Origin of the sequence: Micromonospora pattaloongensis, assembly GCF_900107255.1 — a bacterium.
GTDB classification, from domain to species: domain Bacteria; phylum Actinomycetota; class Actinomycetes; order Mycobacteriales; family Micromonosporaceae; genus Micromonospora_I; species Micromonospora_I pattaloongensis.
In genome coordinates this window covers 224,692-240,791 of sequence record NZ_FNPH01000003.1, presented here as the reverse complement: position 1 = coordinate 240,791, position 16,100 = coordinate 224,692, and the positions used below count along the sequence as shown (strand labels likewise).

Here is a 16,100-nt window from a genome sequence, read left to right as displayed (position 1 = left end):
GGCGCGGCGGGTTGGGTCACCGGTCTCCTCCTTGTTCGGTGGCGTCGTACGGGGTCGGCGGGGTCCCGCGGGTGGCTCGGGGCGCGCTGACCGCGTGCGGCAGCGCGGCCAGGTCGCGGGCGAGCCGGAGCAGCGCCGCGTCGTCGTCCGGGGTCGCCCCGTAGAGCAGCTCCCGGACCGCCTCCGGCGGCTGGCCGGTCTGCACGGCGACGGCGGTGGCGACGTGTTCCGGCGGGCTGTCGGCCGGGAGGTCGAGCAACGGCAGGACGCGGGCCAGCGCGGCCCCGCGCAGAATGTCGGCGGCGGGGCCGCGGGCCCGGGCGCGCCGGTAGAGCCGACCGCGTCCGAGCACGGTCTCGGCGGAGCGGACGGTCACCGGCAGCGGCTCGGCGACCGGCGGCGCGAGTCGGCGCGCGCGCCACAGCGCGATGATCAACAGCGCGAAGCCGAGCATGGCGAGCAGCGCCCAGAACCACGACGGGAAGGCGTCGCGCAGCGGGTTGTCCGCCTGCGACGCCGACCCCTCGTCCGGACGGTCCGCGGGGCCGCCCGGCCCGCCGGACCCGCCCCGCTCGTCCGGGTACGGCTCCTCGTCGCCGCCCTCCGGCGGCGCGGGCGCCTCCGGCTCGGTCACCGGCTGCTGCGGCGTATCGGGCGGCGGCTCGGGGCCGTCGAGGTCGAGCCAGACCACCCGTGACCGGGTGCCGAGCAGCCCGGTGGCGAGCGTCGTGTTCCCGTGCTCGTCGAGCCGGTCGTTGCGGAACGGGTCGCTGGCGCCGATCACGACGAGCTCGGTGAGGCTCCAGCGCAGCCCGATCAGGCCCGAGTCGTAGCAGCGCCCGACCGTGGGCGACGCACCGGAGCGCACCGCGTAGCGCTGGCGCAGCGCGGCCGCGACCCCGGCCGCGGCGGCCTCGGGCAGCGGGCACGGCTGACCGGCGGTCTCCGGGCCGACCGGCCGGGCCGCCCAGCGCCGGCCGGTCGGCTCCAGCGGCACGCCGCCGCGGTCCAGCACCCGCGCGGGCGGGTCGACCAGGACCACCCGGCTGGTCGCCGGCAGCCGCGACAGCATGGTCAGGTAATCCGGATGCACCAGCGTCGGCGCCGGCACCAGCAGGGTCGACGGGGCCTCGGCCGCGGTCTGCAGCGCGTCCGGAGTGTGCCGTTCCCGGCGCACGTCGACGCCGCGCGCGGTCAGCGCCTGCGCCAGCCGGCTCCCGCCGTCGGAGTCGGCGTTCACGGGGGAGAGGAAGCCGGGCTCGCGCGGGTCCGGGTGCTCCAGCGCGTACGTCACGCCGGTGACGGCGAAGAGCAGCAGGACCAGACCCAACGGGATCGCCGCCCGGTGCCACCGTCGGCGGGTCGGTGACGTCACGGCCGGTCTCCCGTCGCCGCCGCGTGCGGCGCGCGCAGCGCACGGTCGAGCTGGTCGGCGAGCGCCCGCATCCGGGCGTCGTGCTCGGGCCCGGCGGGGCGCTGGCCGTACCACAGCTCGGAGAAGATCCCCGTCGCGGCCTCCAGCGGGGCGGCGACCGCCGGCGCCGCCCGTCCGGCGGCGCCGGCCAGCTCGGTGACGGTCCACCCGGGACGGTGCGCGACCACACGCCGGTCGACGAGCTGACGCGCCATCGCCCGCAACCGTTCCCGCACCGCCTCGGCGTAGCGTCCCTGCGCCGCCAGCCGGTCGGCGAGCGCGGCGAGCGTCGCCGGCGGCAGTTCGGGCAGCTGATCTGCGCCGGGCGCGGATCGAGGCGCCTCGGCGGGGGCGGTGGCGCGCGCCCGCCGTCGGCGCGGCCATCGCCAGCGCGGCCAGTGGATCCGCCACCGCGGTCGGCGCGGGCGCCACCGCAGCGTGGCCGCTCGCCAGCGCGGCAACCGGCGCGGCACCCACGCCGGGAACCAGAACCAGCCGGCCGCCGCGAGCGCGGCCGCGGCCAGCAGGATCAGCGCGACCAGCGGCAGGGGTACGAGGTCACCGAGCGACGCCACCGTCTCCGTCCACCAACGGCTGAAGGTCACGGGCGGGCCGCCAGGAGCGCCGGGGTCAGCGGTCCGTGGTGGCGGGCCCGCGAGAGCAGGATGTCGAGCCCTTCGGTGCGCATCCGGGTCTCCAGGTGCAGCACGGCGTCCAGGCAGGCCAGCGTCGGGTAGGCGATCGCGTTCACCAGCAGCCAGGTGACGGCGGCGGCGAGTGGGGCCCACCGCGGATCGACCAGGCCGACGGCGTCGAGCGCGCTGAAGCCGGCGAAGCCGAGCGCGAGCCGGAGCGCGAGCCAGGCCAGGTAGCCCAGGATCCGTACCCCGGCGGCGCGCAGCCCGGCCCGGCAGGCGAGCGCGGCGCCGCGCCGTACGGCCCGGACGGGTCCGACCCGGTCGAGGACCAGCGCCGGGATCGCGAGTCCGAGCAGCGCGTACCCGGCCATCCAGAGCGGGCCGGCGAGGGAGACCGCGAAGACCGTGACGCCCGCTACCACGGCGATGATCAGCACGGCGCCGAAGCGGCCGCCGCGCGGGTGGCACAGCTGGCCCGGGCGCAGCCGCTGACCGAGCAACTCGGCGCCGGCGGCCCGCGCGGCCAGCCCGCCGAGCAGCGCGATGATCGCGGTCTCGGTGGCGGCCCCGACGCAGAGCAGCAGCCAGAAACCGCCCAGCCGGTGCAGTTCGGGCAGGTACGCGGGAGGGTCGCCGCCGAGGGCGAGTCGCAGTGGGGCGAGCGCCAGCTGCTCGACGGCGGCCAGCAGCGCCCCGATCGGCACCAGCGTCCGGCCGTACGCGCGCAGCAACGACACCGCCGTGTCGAGAAGCTCACCGACGGTGAGCGGACGCAGCGGCAGCGTGGCGGACGGGGCGGGGTGGTCCACGCGGACTCCTGTTAGGAACGTGCGTGCGGATCAGCGATCAATCGTGGCACGAGCGGCCCGCTCGGGCGAACCGCGGCCGGGTCGGGTCGGCGTCCTGGGCGTGCACGGGCGCAGGGAAACGACGATGATCGTCCGAATTGTCGTACGCGCAGGTGGGCGTGGCGGCGGGTCGGGGTGGTCGCGATCGCCGGAATCCGAATCGGGATGGAATATTGGTGCCATGAGAGCACGGGTACTGGTGGTCGATGACGATCCCGCGCTGGCCGAGATGCTCGGCATCGTGCTGCGGAGCGAGGGCTTCCTGCCGTCCTTCGTCGCCGACGGCGAGCGGGCGTTGGCGGCGTTCCGGGAGGGCCGCCCGGACATCGTGCTGCTCGACCTGATGCTGCCCGGCATGAGCGGTATCGACGTGTGTCGGGCGATCCGCGCCGAATCGGGCATCCCGATCGTGATGCTCACCGCGAAGAGCGACACCGTCGACGTGGTGCTCGGCCTGGAGTCGGGCGCCGACGACTACGTGGTGAAGCCGTTCAAGCCGAAGGAGCTGGTGGCCCGGATGCGGGCCCGGCTGCGCCGTGGCGAGGACGCCGCCCCCGAGCTGCTCACTATCGGCCCGCCGGGCAACCAGATCACCATCGACGTGCCGGCGCACACGGTGAGCCGGGACGGCGAGGAGGTCAAGCTGACTCCGCTGGAGTTCGACCTGCTCGTGGCGCTGGCCCGCAAGCCGCGCCAGGTCTTCACCCGTGAGGTGCTGCTGGAGCAGGTCTGGGGCTACCGGCACGCCGCCGACACCCGGCTGGTCAACGTGCACGTCCAGCGACTGCGCGCCAAGATCGAGCCGGACCCCGAGCGTCCGGAGATCATCCTGACCGTGCGGGGCGTGGGTTACAAGGCCGGCACCGGATAGCCTGGGGGACCGTGACCCGCCCCCCGACCGCCGCCTCCGCGCTCGCCGCCCGCGCGCGCGCCGTGACGCGCGCCCGGTGGCTCGCCGCGCTGCACCGGTCCTCGGTGTTGGCCGCCGGGCTGCACCGGACGTGGCGGCGGTCGTTGCAGGTGCGGGTGGTCACGATCACCCTGGTCGCGTCCAGCCTGCTGGTCGGCGGCTTCGCCTACCTGGTGGCCACGCAGAGCAGCAACATCCTGCTCGCCAAGGCGGAGACCGACGCCCGCCGGCGGCTGCAGAGCGGGCGGGACTCCGCCGCCGAACAGATGAGCATCCACTCCCATCCGCGGGACCCGCTGCTGCCGTCGACCTTCCAACGCACGGTGCTCAACCTCGCCGGTGTCGGCGGCGATCCGGGTGAGGTGGGCGGCACGGTGGTCGCGCTGACCGCGGCGAACTTCCCGAACATCAACACGGAGACGTCCCCGCGCGTCGACGCCCGCCGCCTGATCGGTGACGAGCTGGCCCGGAGCGTGGCGGCCGGCAACCAGGCGCACCAGATCCGCACCTTCGACCTGGGCGCGGGGCGGGTGAAGTACCTGGTCTACGGATCTCCGGTGCCGACCAAGTTCGGGCAGGTGGAGCTCTACTACCTCACGCCGCTGACGACGCAGGACGACGCGGCGAACCAGATCCGGTCGATGGTGCTGGTCACCGGGCTGGCGCTGGTGGTCCTGCTCGGCGTGGTCTCGGCGCTGGTGACCCGCATGGTGGTCACCCCGGTACGGGTGGCGGCCCGCACCGCCCAGCGCCTCTCCGCGGGCCTGCTCGACCAGCGGATGGTGGTCGACGGCGAGGACGACCTCGCGCTGCTCGCGGCGTCGTTCAACCAGATGGCGACCAACCTGCAGCGGCAGATCGTCCGCCTGGAGGAGATGTCCCGGCTGCAGCGGCGCTTCACCTCCGACGTCTCGCACGAGCTGCGTACGCCGCTGACCACGGTGCGGATGGCGGCGGATCTGATCTTTTCGGAGCGCGAGGAGTTCAGCCCCGCGGTGGCGCGCAGCGCCGAGCTGCTGCAGGCGGAGCTGGACCGGTTCGAGAGCCTGCTGACCGACCTGCTGGAGATCAGCCGGTTCGACGCCGGCTTCGCGATGCTGGACGCCGAACCGACGGACCTGGTGCCGGTCGTACGGCGGACCGTGGACCGGCTGGACAGCCTGGCCCGCCGGCTCGGTGTCGAGGTGGAGGTGAACGTGCCGGACACGCCGGTGATCGCGGAGGTCGATCCGCGCCGGGTCGAGCGGATCCTGCGCAACCTGCTGGGCAACGCGATCGAGCACGGGGAGCACCGTCCGGTCGAGATCACGCTCGGCATGGACGAGGCGGCCGTGGCGGTCACGGTGCGCGACCACGGGGTGGGGCTGAAGTCGGGTGAGGAGAAGCTGGTCTTCAACCGCTTCTGGCGCTCCGACCCGTCGCGGGCCCGCCAGACCGGAGGCACCGGGCTGGGCCTGTCGATCAGCGTGGAGGACGCCCGGCTGCACGGCGGGTGGCTGGAGGCGTGGGGCGCGCCGGGCGACGGGGCACAGTTCCGGCTGACGCTGCCGGTCCGGGCCGGCGATCGGTTGACCTCCTCGCCGCTGCGGCTCGTGCCGGCCGACACGACGGCCGGGGCCCCATTCGCGGGGGAGCACCGGCCGGATCCGGCGCCGCCGGTCGCCGCCGGGGGGACCCGGTGACCCGGCGGCCGCTGGCGGTGTTCGCGGCGGCCGTGATGGTCGCCGCGGTCGCCGCCTGCGGCATCCCGGACCAGACCGATGTCGCGGTCGACGGGCAGAGGCCCGCGCCGGGGCTCGCCTCCGGGCCGCAGTTCGGGCAGCGGCCGCCGACGCGGATGGCGGCGCAGGACACCGAGACCTTCGTCGAGAACTTCCTCAAGGCGGCGGCGGGGGAGACCGGGCACGCGGCGGTGAACCAGGTCCGGGACTTCGTGGCGCCGAAGGCCCGGGACCGGGTGAAGGAGCAGAAGCCGGAGGTGACGCTGCGCGTGATCCGGCTGCTGGAGCGGCCGCGGATCACGGGCGCGGGCGCCGAGGCCGATGAGGTGCGGCTGCGGGTGCAGCAGCTCGGCGTGCTGAAGCCCAACGGCGCGCTCGAGCCGCCGGACACCCGGGAGACCGAGTACACCTTCACGGTCGGCTCCGTCGAGGGCGAGGCCGGGAAGTTCGTGCTCGTCCCGCCGCCGGTGCTGCTGCTCAGCGAGGACGGGTTGAGCACGCTCTACCTGCAGCAGGCCGTCTACTTCTGGGACCTCGAACAGCGCGTGCTCGTGCCCGACCTGCGGTACCTGCCGCTGGCGGTGCCGCGGGAGCGGCGCCGCAACGAACTGCTCGACGCGCTGCTCAGCGGCCCGTCGAGCGCGATCGAAAAGATCGTGCAGGCGCTGCCCGCCGGCACCAAGAGCGCCCGGAACGTGCCGGACACGAACGACGTACTCAAGATCAGTCTGACCGCCGACGCGGCGCCGGCGGGCGACGCGCGGCAGCTCGAACCGCTGGCCGCGCAGCTGATGTGGTCGCTCTGGCCGGACTTCGGCAAGAGCCTGGAGCTGACCATCGAGGGGCAGGCGCCGAGGACGTTCCGCGGCGTGGAACTGCTCGCGGCCAACCCGGCCCACGAGCTGGCGCAGACACCGGAACGGTTCTGTGTCTACCAGGGGCAGGTACGCCGGCTCACCAGCTCGACCCGCGCCGACGAGCCCGTCCCGCTGCTCACCCCGGCCGTGAACCGCAACGTCGTCTCGGCGGCGCTGCGCCGCGACGGGGACGTGACCTCGGCCGCGCTCGTCGTCCGGCACGGGCAGGCGCGGCGGATCGTGATCGGGTCGGGCCCGGCGCAGGGCGGCACGTTCCAGACGCTCGCGGGCGCGTTCGGGACCGTGGGCCGGCCGGTGTGGCTCAAGGGGCCCGGGAATGTCGGCCTGGTGCCGGCGGATGGACGGCTGCTCCAGTTCCAGGTCGGGAGTCCCGCGCTGACCGAGGTCAACCTGCCCGGACTGCCCGACCGGGTGACCGCGGTCGGGGCGGCGCCGGACGGGCACCGGATCGTGCTCGTCGTCGCCGGGCGGCTCTACGTCGCCGCGCTCAGCCGCGGCGAGGCGGCCGAGGTGCAGTCGGTCCGGGAGCTGCCCACCTCGTTGAACAGGCTGACCAGCGCCGACTGGACCACCGAGAACAGCGTCGTCGCGGCCGGCCTCAACCCGGAGCGGCGCCCCGTCCTCTACGACATCACCGTGGACGGCGCGATCGAGATCCGGCCGACGCGGGACCTCGGCACCGCCGACGTCACCCACCTCGCCGCCTACCCCGCGAGCCCGCTCGGCAGCACCGGCGGCTACCGGATGTACGTGGCCAACGGGATCGCGTACGACCAGTTGGGGCCGGGGGAGGAGATCCGGGCGGACGAGATCGCCGGGGCGACCACGGGGGCGAGCCCGACGGCGTCCCCGCGTTCCAGCGGCGCGACCGCCCCGTTCTTCCTGTCCTGACGGCGGGGAGCGCGCCGGTGGTGGAGGTGTGGGCGGGCCTGGCCGACCTGCTGCTGCCGGCCGGCTGCGCCGGGTGCCGGGCGCGGCACGTCCCGCTGCGGCACGGCGTGTGCGCGGCCTGCGCGGCGCAGTTGTCGACGCTGCGGCCCCGCTCCGTACGTCCCACGCCGGCGCCGATCGGGCTGCCGCCGTGTGTGGCGCTCGGTGAGTACGACGGGGCGCTGCGCGAGATGCTGCTGTCCTACAAGGAGCGCGGGCGTCACGGGCTGGCCCGGCCACTCGGGACGCTCCTCGCGGACGTGGTCGCGGTGGCCACCGGTGGCGCACCGGACGGCGTACTGCTGATCCCGGTGCCGGCCACGGCGCGGGCCGCGCGGACGCGCCACGGTGACCACCTGTGGCGGCTGGCGCGGCACGCCACCGGTTCCCTGCGCCGGGCGGGGTGGCCGGCGCTGCTGGCCCGGCCGCTGCGCGCGCTGCCGCGCCCGGATTCGGCGACTTTGGACAGCGCGGGTCGGGCCGCGGCGGCGGCGGGGGCGTTCCGGATCCGGGCCGGGCGGCTCGGCGCGCTGCGTCGGGCGGCGGTCGGCCGGCGGGTTGTCGTGCTCGACGACATCGTCACCACCGGCGCGACCCTCGCCGCGGTGAGCGCGCTGCTGGCCGGGGCGGGCGTGCCCGTCGACCGGGCTGCGTTGATCGCGGCGACCCGTCGGAGGACCGGTCCGGCATGACCTTTTCGCCTCTCTGCGTTCGATGGGCGAATCTGCTCGAAAAGGTCTTGCTAAGGAGTGATGACTCGTGGCCGAACAGGGGTTAACGTCGTCTTCATGGGGGTATGACCGGCGGTCAACAACCCCGTCCGATGGTCGAAGGAGGTATGCCGTTCGGTAGTGCCGGTCGACGCCGGAAACTTCGATCACCAGCGCGTCGACTGGATTCTGCAGGGGACCATCCGATCATCTGGAGGTCATGCGTGGACATCGTCGTCAAGGGGCGCAACGTTGAGGTGCCCGACCACTACAGGGTTCATGTCGCCGAGAAACTAGCCAAGATCGAGCGTTACGACCACAAGATCATTCGCGTGGATGTGGAGCTCTTCCACGAACGCAACCGACGCCAGTCCGACCACTGCCAGCGAGTCGAGATCACCTGTGTCTCCCGCGGGCCCGTCATCCGGGCCGAGGCGTGCGCCAAGGACTTCTACATCGCGCTCGACACCGCGATCAGCAAACTCGACACCCGGCTGCGCCGCGCCGCCGACCGCCGCCGCGTCCATCGCGGCCGCCACGCGCCGCTCTCGGTCGCGGAAGCGACCGCCGGGCTGCCGGTCGTGGGCCTGGACGAACCCGGCCTGTTCGGCAACGGCGCGCGAGCGCAGACCGCCGACGGCGACCGGGGGTCGGTCGCCGTGCTCGAGGCCGAGGAGCCGGACGACCAGCCGTGGCACATCGTCCGGGAGAAGGAACACCCGGCCGAGCCGATGACGGTCGACGACGCGCTGTTCCAGATGGAGCTCGTCGGCCACGATTTCTACCTGTTCCAGGACAAGGAGTCCGGACGCCCCAGCGTCGTCTACCGGCGTAAGGGCTACGACTACGGGATCATCTCGCTCGCCGCCTGAGGCGGCGGGACGCGGTCGGGCCGGGTCCGCATCACGCCGGGCCCGGCCCGACCGCGCCGCTGGAGCCGGGCGCCGCGGCCGTCACGTCTCGGGCCACCAGCGCGCCGACCCAGGCGTCGACGCGTTCCCCCCGGTGCGGCACCCCGGCGCGCGCCGTGCCCTCCACGACGAAACCCGCCTTCTCCGCCACCCGCCGCGAGGCGGTGTTGCCGACGTTGGCGTGCCACTCGATCCGGGCCAGCCCGAGGCTGGTGAAGCCCCACGCGGTCAGCGCGGCCAGCGCGGCGGGCGCGTACCCGCGGCCGCGCGCGGCCGGCGCCACCATGTACCCGACGTCGGCCACGGCCGGGTCGGCGGCGGAGATCCGCAGCTCCATCGAGCCCACGTAGCGGTCGGCGGCGTCCGCGACGGCGAAGACCGCGCCGTCGCCCCGCGCCCACCGCCCACGGGTGTGCGCGCCGACGAAGAATTCGGCGTGGCGCCGCTCGTACGGCTCCGGCACGGTGGTCCAGCGCAGCGTCTCCGGGTCCCGGCAGGCGGTTACCACCCCGTCGACGTCCCGGTCCTCGGGCGCGCGCAGTCGGATCTCCCCGTGCGGGGTGCCCGCGAAGAGCACCGGCTGCTCGGCGGCGAAGACCGCCGCCCGGCGCGCCACGACCGAACCCGGCCCGGCGGTCTCCGGCGGATCGGCCAGCTCCCCGCGCAGCAGCGACCCGACCCAGGCGTCCGCCCGCCGGCCGTCGCGATGCCGCAACTCGGCCCGGCGTACACCCTCGATCCGCACGCCGAGGCGGAGCGCGACCAGCCGCGACACGTGGTTGCCGATCTGCGCGCGCCACCCGATCCGCGCCAACCCCAGCGTGTCGAAGCCCCAGCCGGCCAGCAGCCGGGACGACCGCTCGGCGATCCGCCGGCCGCGCGCCCACGGCGCGGTCCAGTAGCCGATCCGCGCCTCCCCGCCGGCCGGGTCGACCCCGTTCAGCGCGCAGCTGCCCAGCAGCTCACCGGTCTCGGCGTCGAAAACCCCCAGGTGGTACGCGGTGCCCTCGGCGAGCCGCCGGCGGGCCCGCGCGATGAAGTCGACCGCGTGTCGCGGCAGGTGCGGCGACGGGAGCCCGGACCAGCGGCCGATCTCCGGATCCACGCACGCCCGGTGCATGGCGGGCGCGTCGTCCGGCCGCCACGGACGCAGCAGCAGGCCGTCCGCACGGATCTCCCAGGGCTCCACGCGGTCATATTGCCGGACGGTTCGCGCTCGGCGTAACCGGAATACCGGTGTCGACTGGGTCGATTGTCGTTTTCCACCAGATCGGCGGCAGCCGCGGCTGCCGATCCGGTCCACGGTGCGCCTACGATGGTTCGGCAGACTGTCTAGGGGAGCGCTGATCCGTGTCGATTCTGGAAAAGGTCCTTCGCGCCGGCGAGGGCCGCATGCTGCGCCGGCTCAAGGCGGTTGCGGCGGCCGTCAACTCGATCGAGGACGACTACGTCGACCTCACCGACGCCGAGCTGCGCGCGCTGACGGACCAGTACCGTCAGCGGCTGGCCGACGGCGAGACCCTCGACGACCTGCTGCCGGAGGCCTTCGCGACCGCCCGTGAGGCGGCGTCGCGGGTGCTGGGCCAGCGGCACTACGAGGTGCAGATCATGGGCGGCGCGGCGCTGCACTTCGGCAACATCGCCGAGATGAAGACCGGTGAGGGCAAGACGCTCACCTCTGTGCTGCCGGCCTACCTCAACGCGCTCTCGGGCAACGGCGTGCACGTCGTGACCGTGAACGACTACCTCGCCGAGCGGGACGCCGCGTGGATGGGGCGGGTGCACGAGTTCCTCGGTCTCACCGTCGGCGTGATCCTGCCCAACCGGCCCGCCGCCGAGCACCGCGCCGCGTACGAGTGCGACATCACGTACGGCACGAACAACGAGTTCGGCTTCGACTATCTGCGCGACAACATGGCGTGGTCGCGGGACGAACTGGTGCAGCGGGGCCACAACTTCGCGATCGTCGACGAGGTCGACTCGATCCTCATCGACGAGGCCCGTACCCCGCTGATCATCTCCGGCCCGGCCGAGCACTCGGCGCGGTGGTACGGCGAGTTCGCCGCCGTGGTGGCGCGGCTGCAGCCCGGCAAGGACGGCGAGGGCGACTACGAGGTCGACTACGCCAAGCGGACCATCGCGGTGACCGAGCGCGGTGTCGCCAAGGTCGAGGACCGGCTCGGCATCGACAACCTGTACGAGTCGGTGAACACCCCGCTCGTCGGCTACCTGAACAACGCGATCAAGGCCAAGGAGCTCTACAAGCGCGACAAGGACTACATCGTCAACGAGGGCGAGGTCCTCATCGTCGACGAGTTCACCGGTCGCATCCTGCACGGTCGCCGCTACAACGAGGGCATGCACCAGGCCATCGAGGCCAAGGAGGGCGTGGAGATCAAGCAGGAGAACCAGACTCTTGCCACGATCACCCTGCAGAACTACTTCCGCCTCTACGGCAAGCTCTCCGGCATGACCGGTACCGCCCAGACCGAGGCGGGCGAGTTCAACAAGGTCTACAAGGTCGGGGTCGTGTCGATCCCGACGCACCGGTCGATGATCCGCCTCGACCGGCCGGACGTCATCTACAAGACGGAGAAGGCCAAGTTCAACGCGGTCGTCGAGGACATCGCCGAGCGGCACGCGGTCGGGCAGCCGGTGCTGGTCGGCACCGTCTCGGTCGAGAACTCGGAGATCCTGTCGCAGCTGCTGCGCCGGCGTGGCATTCCGCACTCGGTGCTGAACGCCAAGTTCCACGCCAAGGAAGCCGAGATCGTCGCGCAGGCGGGCCGCAAGGGCGCGGTCACCGTCGCCACCAACATGGCCGGCCGCGGCACGGACATCTTGCTCGGCGGCAACGCCGAGTTCCTCGCCGCCAACGAGCTGCGGCAGCGCGGGCTGGACCCGGACGAGCACGGCGACGACTACGAGAAGGCGCTGGAAGAGATCCTGCCGGGGTGGAAGCAGGCGTGCGACGCCGAGGCCGAGGAGGTCGCCTCGGTCGGCGGGCTGTACGTGCTCGGCACCGAGCGGCACGAGTCGCGCCGGATCGACAACCAGCTGCGCGGTCGTTCCGGGCGGCAGGGCGACCCCGGTGAGTCGCGGTTCTACCTGTCGCTGCAGGACGAGCTGATGAAGCGCTTCCGGGCCGGGGCGGTCGAGGCGGTCATGGACCGCTTCAACATCCCGGAGGACGTGCCGATCGAGTCGAAGATGGTGACCCGGCAGATCAAGAGCGCGCAGGCGCAGATCGAGGGTCAGAACGCCGAGATCCGCAAGAACGTCCTCAAGTACGACGAGGTGCTGAACAAGCAGCGCCAGGTGATCTACGCCGAGCGCAAGCGCGTGCTCGACGGCGAGGACCTGCACGACCAGGTCGAGCACATGATCAATGACGTCGTCACGGCGTACGTGACCGGTGCGACGGCCGAGGGCTACGCCGAGGACTGGGACCTGGAGCAGCTCTGGGCGAGCCTGAAGCAGCTCTACCCGGTCGGCCTCACCATCGACGACCTGGTCGAGGAGGCCGGCGGCGAGCGCAGCGGCCTGGACGGCGAGTTCCTGCTGGCCCGGATCCTGGAGGACGCGCAGGCGGCGTACCAGCGGCGCGAGGAGCAGCTCGGCTCGGAGGCGCTGCGGCAGCTGGAGCGGATGGTCCTGCTGCAGGTGATCGACCGCAAGTGGCGCGAGCACCTCTACGAGATGGACTACCTCCAGGAGGGCGTCGGGCTGCGCGCCTACGCCCAGCGGGACCCGCTGGTCGAATACCAGCGCGAGGGTTTCGCGATGTTCGCCACGATGATGGACGGCATCAAGGAGGAGACGGTCGGCTTCCTGTTCAACCTGGAGGTCCAGGTCGAGGAGGCGCCCGCCGCGGCTCCGGGGCAGGGCGACGGCGGACCGGCGCCGATGCCGCTGCGGGAGGAGGCTCCGGTCGAGATCCGGGCCAAGGGGCTCGGTCGCTCCACGCCGTCGCAGGGTCTGCGCTACACCGCGCCGGCCGTCGACGGCGCGGTCGGCGCCGACGGCGGGGTGCAGGTGGAGCAGGCGCCGGCGCTGGGTGTCGGCCGTCCGGCCCCCTCGCCGTCGAGCTCGGCGCGCCAGCCGGCCCCCGGCCAGGCGGTGAGCGGCGAAGGCCCGTCCCGCAACGCGCCGTGCCCCTGCGGGTCCGGCAAGAAGTACAAGCGCTGCCACGGCGCCCCGACCGCCTGACGCGATTCACCGAAGCGGCTCCCCGCACACCGCGGGGGGCCGCTTCGGCGTTCGTGGATGGCGCGATGGGGCGGCTAGAGCAGGTGGGCGGCGGTGCCGACCCAGCCTCCGCCGCGGCGTTCGAGCCGGAACGCCATCGCCCAGGTCCGGTCCCGGGCGCTGAGCGCCGCCGCGCCCTCGGCGACGCCGCGCCGCGGCTCGCAGACCCGCAGCGACCGCAGCCGCACCGGCTCGGGTCGCCGGCCGGCGCCGCGGTGCCCGTTGATCCGGCGCAGTCCGGTCGCGAGCTGCTCGATGATTTCCTCGGCGTCGTCCCGGCTCGACAGCTGCCGGGCGTGCCCGATCGGCCGGTAGCCGTTGAAGATCTCCAGGCAGGCGACGAGGAACCGCCGGGCCGCCTGACGGGCCTCCGGGGAGGCGGCCGCGAGCGCTCCGGGCGGCAGGCCGGCTGGGTGATCACCCGAGCCGCCGTCGTGCCGCCGGTCCGTTGCGGCGCCGTGCGCCGCCGGTCGGCGATCGGGGCCGGGCGTGAGCGCGAAGTCGAGCGCGAGTTGACCGGGTCCGTCGCCCGCCCAGGTCTGCGGGGCGGCCTCGTCGTCGAAGGGCGGGTCGAGCGGGGGTGCGGCCCGCAGCCGCACGGCGGGACGGGCCGGAGCGCGGACAGCGGGCACGAGGCCTCCTACGAATGATCTTGCGTTTGCTTTCGTTTGCCTTCGACTCCTCCCAGTTCTAATCGACATGATGGCGTCCGTCAATGCCTTCGCGCGTCGCCGGAGGCGACGGACGGGCATCGTACGAGAGATCCTCTACTCCGGGTCGCGCTCGACCAGCGGGTTTCCCTGCACCCATTCGGCGGTCTCCGCGTACTTGCGCTGGATGTACTCCTCCAGCCGGGCCCGCTCCACCCGCCACTGGCCCCGCCCGCCGATCTTGATCGCCGGCAGCTCGCCGCTGCGCACCATGTGGTAGACCTGCGAGTCCGACACGTTCAGCTCGGCGGCGACGTCGGACAGCTGCAGGAACCTGGGCTCCACGGGCACTCCCGGCGACTCGGTTGAGGTTGCCTCAGTTTGCCATCGAACGGTTCCGCTGCGTTCCCCCGCGCGGGCGAGCATTGCGGATCGGACACACCGGACCGAATGCGCTTCCGACCGGCGGGCGCGGGGTGTAGGACAGGGGACGGCGCCGGCGACGGCGCCCGCGCGCGTGCGCCGTCGGAGAAGGCCAACGGCAAAGCGGCGGCCACCGCCGCGCGCCGACGTCGAGAGGGAGAGCGTGCCGTGCCAGAGCAGCTGATCCGGGTGTACGTACCGGCCACCGTGCCGATGCTGACCACGCTGCGGTCGACGGGCGAGTTGACCATCGCCACGGCGCACGCGGTCACCCCGACGCTGCGGGAGTGGTACGCCGAGGGCGACGAGGAAGAGCTGGAGTACGTGGCCTTCACCCGCGCCGCCCAGGACGCGCTGGTACTGCTGCGCGAGGATCCGGCCGCGCCCCACCGCCGCGTGGTGGTCTCCGCCGACCTTCCGGCGGCGGCGGTGCGCCCCGGTGACGGCGAGCTCGGGTCGAGCACGGTGCGCCTCGCCGGGCCGGTCCCGCTGCGCGCGGTCGCGGCGATTCACGTCGACAGCGTCGACGCGGCCGAGGACATCGCCGCGGCGGCGGCGGTGGTGACCGAAGCGGCGGCCGGTGACCCCGACGCGCAGTTCACCGTCGACGGCGCCGAGGACCACGAGCTGGAGTGGTACGACGTCTCGGAGCTCGACACGTTCGCGTAGCGACCGCCGACGGCGACAGGGTGCGCTGTCAGGGCGTCGCCGGCTCCTCGGCGGGCTCGTCGGCGGCGGCCGGCGTCAGGGTCCGGCCGAACGCGATGATCGCCGTGATCCCCCCGACGAAGAGGACGAGCAGCCCGGCGTTGATCCGGGCCGCGTCCGCCATGTCCTGGAACACGCTGTCGTGGTCGCTGACCGACCGCGCCAGCGCCAGCACCTGAGCGCCGCCGATCCGCGTGATCGCCTCGGTGAGCAGCAGCATCAGCCCGGTGCTCGCGCCGGCGAGCAGGTAGACCGGCCAGCGGGGCGGCGCAGCGGCGTGCCGGACCGCCCGGCGCAGGTACGCCACGGCGATCAGCCCGGCGACCAGGCCACTGAGCACCGCGCCGGTCAATCCGAGCCAGTGCTGGGCGTTCAGCATCGAGACCGGGTTGTCGCCGGCGCCGAAGATCCGGAGCAGGTCGGATTTGAACAGCTCGCGCAGGAAGGTCAGCAGGAACACCCCCAGCGAGGCGGCGACGCCGGCCCCCACGACGGCCGTGGCGCGGATGCCGGCCAGGGCGGCCCCGATGGTCGCGCCGGCGGCGATCGTGCCGCCGAGCACCATGACCGCCGAGCCGCCGTCGGGGTGCCCCAGCACGATCGCCGCCGCCGCGCCCATGCCGACGAGCAGGCCGGAGCCGAGCGCGATCACGAACCGCGCGGTCGGGCGCTCGTCCAGACTCCGCCGGACGAAGCCGCGGACCGCGAGGGCCACGCCCGCGCCCCCGACCAGCGCGGCGGAGACCACCGCCGGCAGCCCGATGGCGGCCGCGGTGATCCCGAAGGCGCCGTCGCCCGGGGACGTCAGCGACGCCTGGACCGAGCGCAGCATCACGGTGAGCCACACCAGGGCGAGGATCCCGAGCCACAGCGCGCCGATGGCGGTGGCGGACGGCGCGGTTTCGTCCGCGGCCGGCGTGCCGGGCGCGTCGGTCGGCTCCGCGTCGGCCGTGCGCGGCGGCGTCGAGAGGGCGGAACTGCCGGACTCGTTGGTCATCGTCTCCCCTTCGACGGATCACCGGCCGCGAGCGTGGGGGCGGCTGAGACAGCGGTCGGCTGCCCCGGCGGCACCGGTTCTTCAGGGTACGCGCGCCGCCGACGTGGCCCGCGC

General features: G+C 73.8%; 13 protein-coding genes and 1 pseudogene. 7 read left to right on the top strand and 7 right to left on the bottom strand.

The genetic code is table 11. From position 1 onward, the window contains the following. Positions 1-16: 16 nt before the first annotated feature. Genes BLW47_RS10530 through BLW47_RS10520 form a run of 3 tightly spaced genes read right to left on the bottom strand, consistent with a single transcriptional unit; the run spans position 17 to position 2,861 of the window. Positions 17-1,375 (bottom strand): DUF4350 domain-containing protein, encoded by a 1,359-nt coding sequence (locus BLW47_RS10530; RefSeq protein WP_175543585.1) that lies wholly within the window; start codon positions 1,373-1,375, stop codon positions 17-19. Beyond that, complete coding sequence (locus tag BLW47_RS10525; protein WP_091555028.1) at positions 1,372-2,019, bottom strand: DUF4129 domain-containing protein; 648 nt, start codon at positions 2,017-2,019, stop codon at positions 1,372-1,374. Before BLW47_RS10525 ends, BLW47_RS10530 begins: the two co-directional genes overlap by 4 nt. Then, on the bottom strand, positions 2,016-2,861 hold the full coding sequence (locus BLW47_RS10520) for a hypothetical protein (RefSeq protein WP_091555026.1): 846 nt from the start codon (positions 2,859-2,861) through the stop codon (positions 2,016-2,018). The genes BLW47_RS10525 and BLW47_RS10520 overlap by 4 nt, the downstream gene beginning before the upstream one ends. Before the next feature lie 220 nt (positions 2,862-3,081). Between BLW47_RS10520 and mtrA the strand changes: the two genes are divergently transcribed. The 5 genes and pseudogenes from mtrA (at position 3,082) to hpf (ending at position 8,921) form a co-directional block, all read left to right on the top strand. Beyond that, on the top strand, positions 3,082-3,771 hold the full coding sequence (mtrA, locus tag BLW47_RS10515; RefSeq protein WP_091555025.1) for an MtrAB system response regulator MtrA: 690 nt from the start codon (positions 3,082-3,084) through the stop codon (positions 3,769-3,771). 89 nt (positions 3,772-3,860) lie between these two features. After that, positions 3,861-5,503 (top strand): annotated as a pseudogene (mtrB, locus tag BLW47_RS10510) (MtrAB system histidine kinase MtrB); the annotation flags it as partial. Positions 5,504-5,527: 24 nt separating this feature from the next. Continuing rightward, positions 5,528-7,300 (top strand): LpqB family beta-propeller domain-containing protein, encoded by a 1,773-nt coding sequence (locus BLW47_RS10505; RefSeq protein WP_425435389.1) that lies wholly within the window; start codon positions 5,528-5,530, stop codon positions 7,298-7,300. Positions 7,301-7,317: 17 nt separating this feature from the next. Further along, positions 7,318-8,031 (top strand): ComF family protein, encoded by a 714-nt coding sequence (locus tag BLW47_RS10500; RefSeq protein ID WP_091555020.1) that lies wholly within the window; start codon positions 7,318-7,320, stop codon positions 8,029-8,031. Between the two features lie 242 nt (positions 8,032-8,273). Beyond that, entirely contained in the window at positions 8,274-8,921 is a 648-nt protein-coding gene (gene hpf, locus BLW47_RS10495; RefSeq protein WP_091555018.1) for a ribosome hibernation-promoting factor, HPF/YfiA family, read from the top strand. 31 nt (positions 8,922-8,952) lie between these two features. Here the strand turns inward: hpf and BLW47_RS10490 are convergent, their stop codons facing one another. Continuing rightward, positions 8,953-10,149: a GNAT family N-acetyltransferase gene (locus BLW47_RS10490; RefSeq protein ID WP_091555017.1), complete on the bottom strand. Its 1,197-nt coding sequence runs from the start codon at positions 10,147-10,149 to the stop codon at positions 8,953-8,955. 161 nt (positions 10,150-10,310) lie between these two features. Here BLW47_RS10490 and secA point away from each other — a divergent pair, with 161 nt between their 5' ends. Further along, the gene (gene secA / locus BLW47_RS10485) at positions 10,311-13,169 is read left to right on the top strand and encodes a preprotein translocase subunit SecA (RefSeq protein ID WP_091555015.1); all 2,859 of its coding nucleotides are present in this window, start codon (positions 10,311-10,313) and stop codon (positions 13,167-13,169) included. 74 nt (positions 13,170-13,243) lie between these two features. Here the strand turns inward: secA and BLW47_RS10480 are convergent, their stop codons facing one another. After that, on the bottom strand, positions 13,244-13,840 hold the full coding sequence (locus BLW47_RS10480) for an Rv3235 family protein (RefSeq protein ID WP_091555013.1): 597 nt from the start codon (positions 13,838-13,840) through the stop codon (positions 13,244-13,246). 135 nt (positions 13,841-13,975) lie between these two features. Continuing rightward, the gene (locus BLW47_RS10475) at positions 13,976-14,203 is read right to left on the bottom strand and encodes a helix-turn-helix domain-containing protein (protein ID WP_091555754.1); all 228 of its coding nucleotides are present in this window, start codon (positions 14,201-14,203) and stop codon (positions 13,976-13,978) included. A 246-nt stretch (positions 14,204-14,449) separates the two neighbouring features. On the opposite strand from BLW47_RS10475, the gene BLW47_RS10470 reads away from it, so the two are divergent. Then, entirely contained in the window at positions 14,450-14,950 is a 501-nt protein-coding gene (locus tag BLW47_RS10470; RefSeq protein WP_091555010.1) for a DUF6912 family protein, read from the top strand. Positions 14,951-14,978: 28 nt separating this feature from the next. On the opposite strand, the gene BLW47_RS10465 is transcribed toward BLW47_RS10470, so the two are convergent. Continuing rightward, positions 14,979-15,986 carry a hypothetical protein gene (locus tag BLW47_RS10465; RefSeq protein WP_091555008.1) on the bottom strand — a complete coding sequence of 336 codons (1,008 nt, stop codon included), beginning with the start codon at positions 15,984-15,986 and terminating at the stop codon, positions 14,979-14,981. Positions 15,987-16,100: the final 114 nt, after the last annotated feature.

Coding starts and splice junctions, on each gene's coding strand:
- BLW47_RS10465 (WP_091555008.1), bottom strand. CDS start 15,986: ATGACCAACGAGTCCGGCAGTTCCGCCCTCTCGACGCCGCCGCGCACG.
- BLW47_RS10505 (WP_425435389.1), top strand. CDS start 5,528: ATGGTCGCCGCGGTCGCCGCCTGCGGCATCCCGGACCAGACCGATGTC.
- mtrA (WP_091555025.1), top strand. CDS start 3,082: ATGAGAGCACGGGTACTGGTGGTCGATGACGATCCCGCGCTGGCCGAG.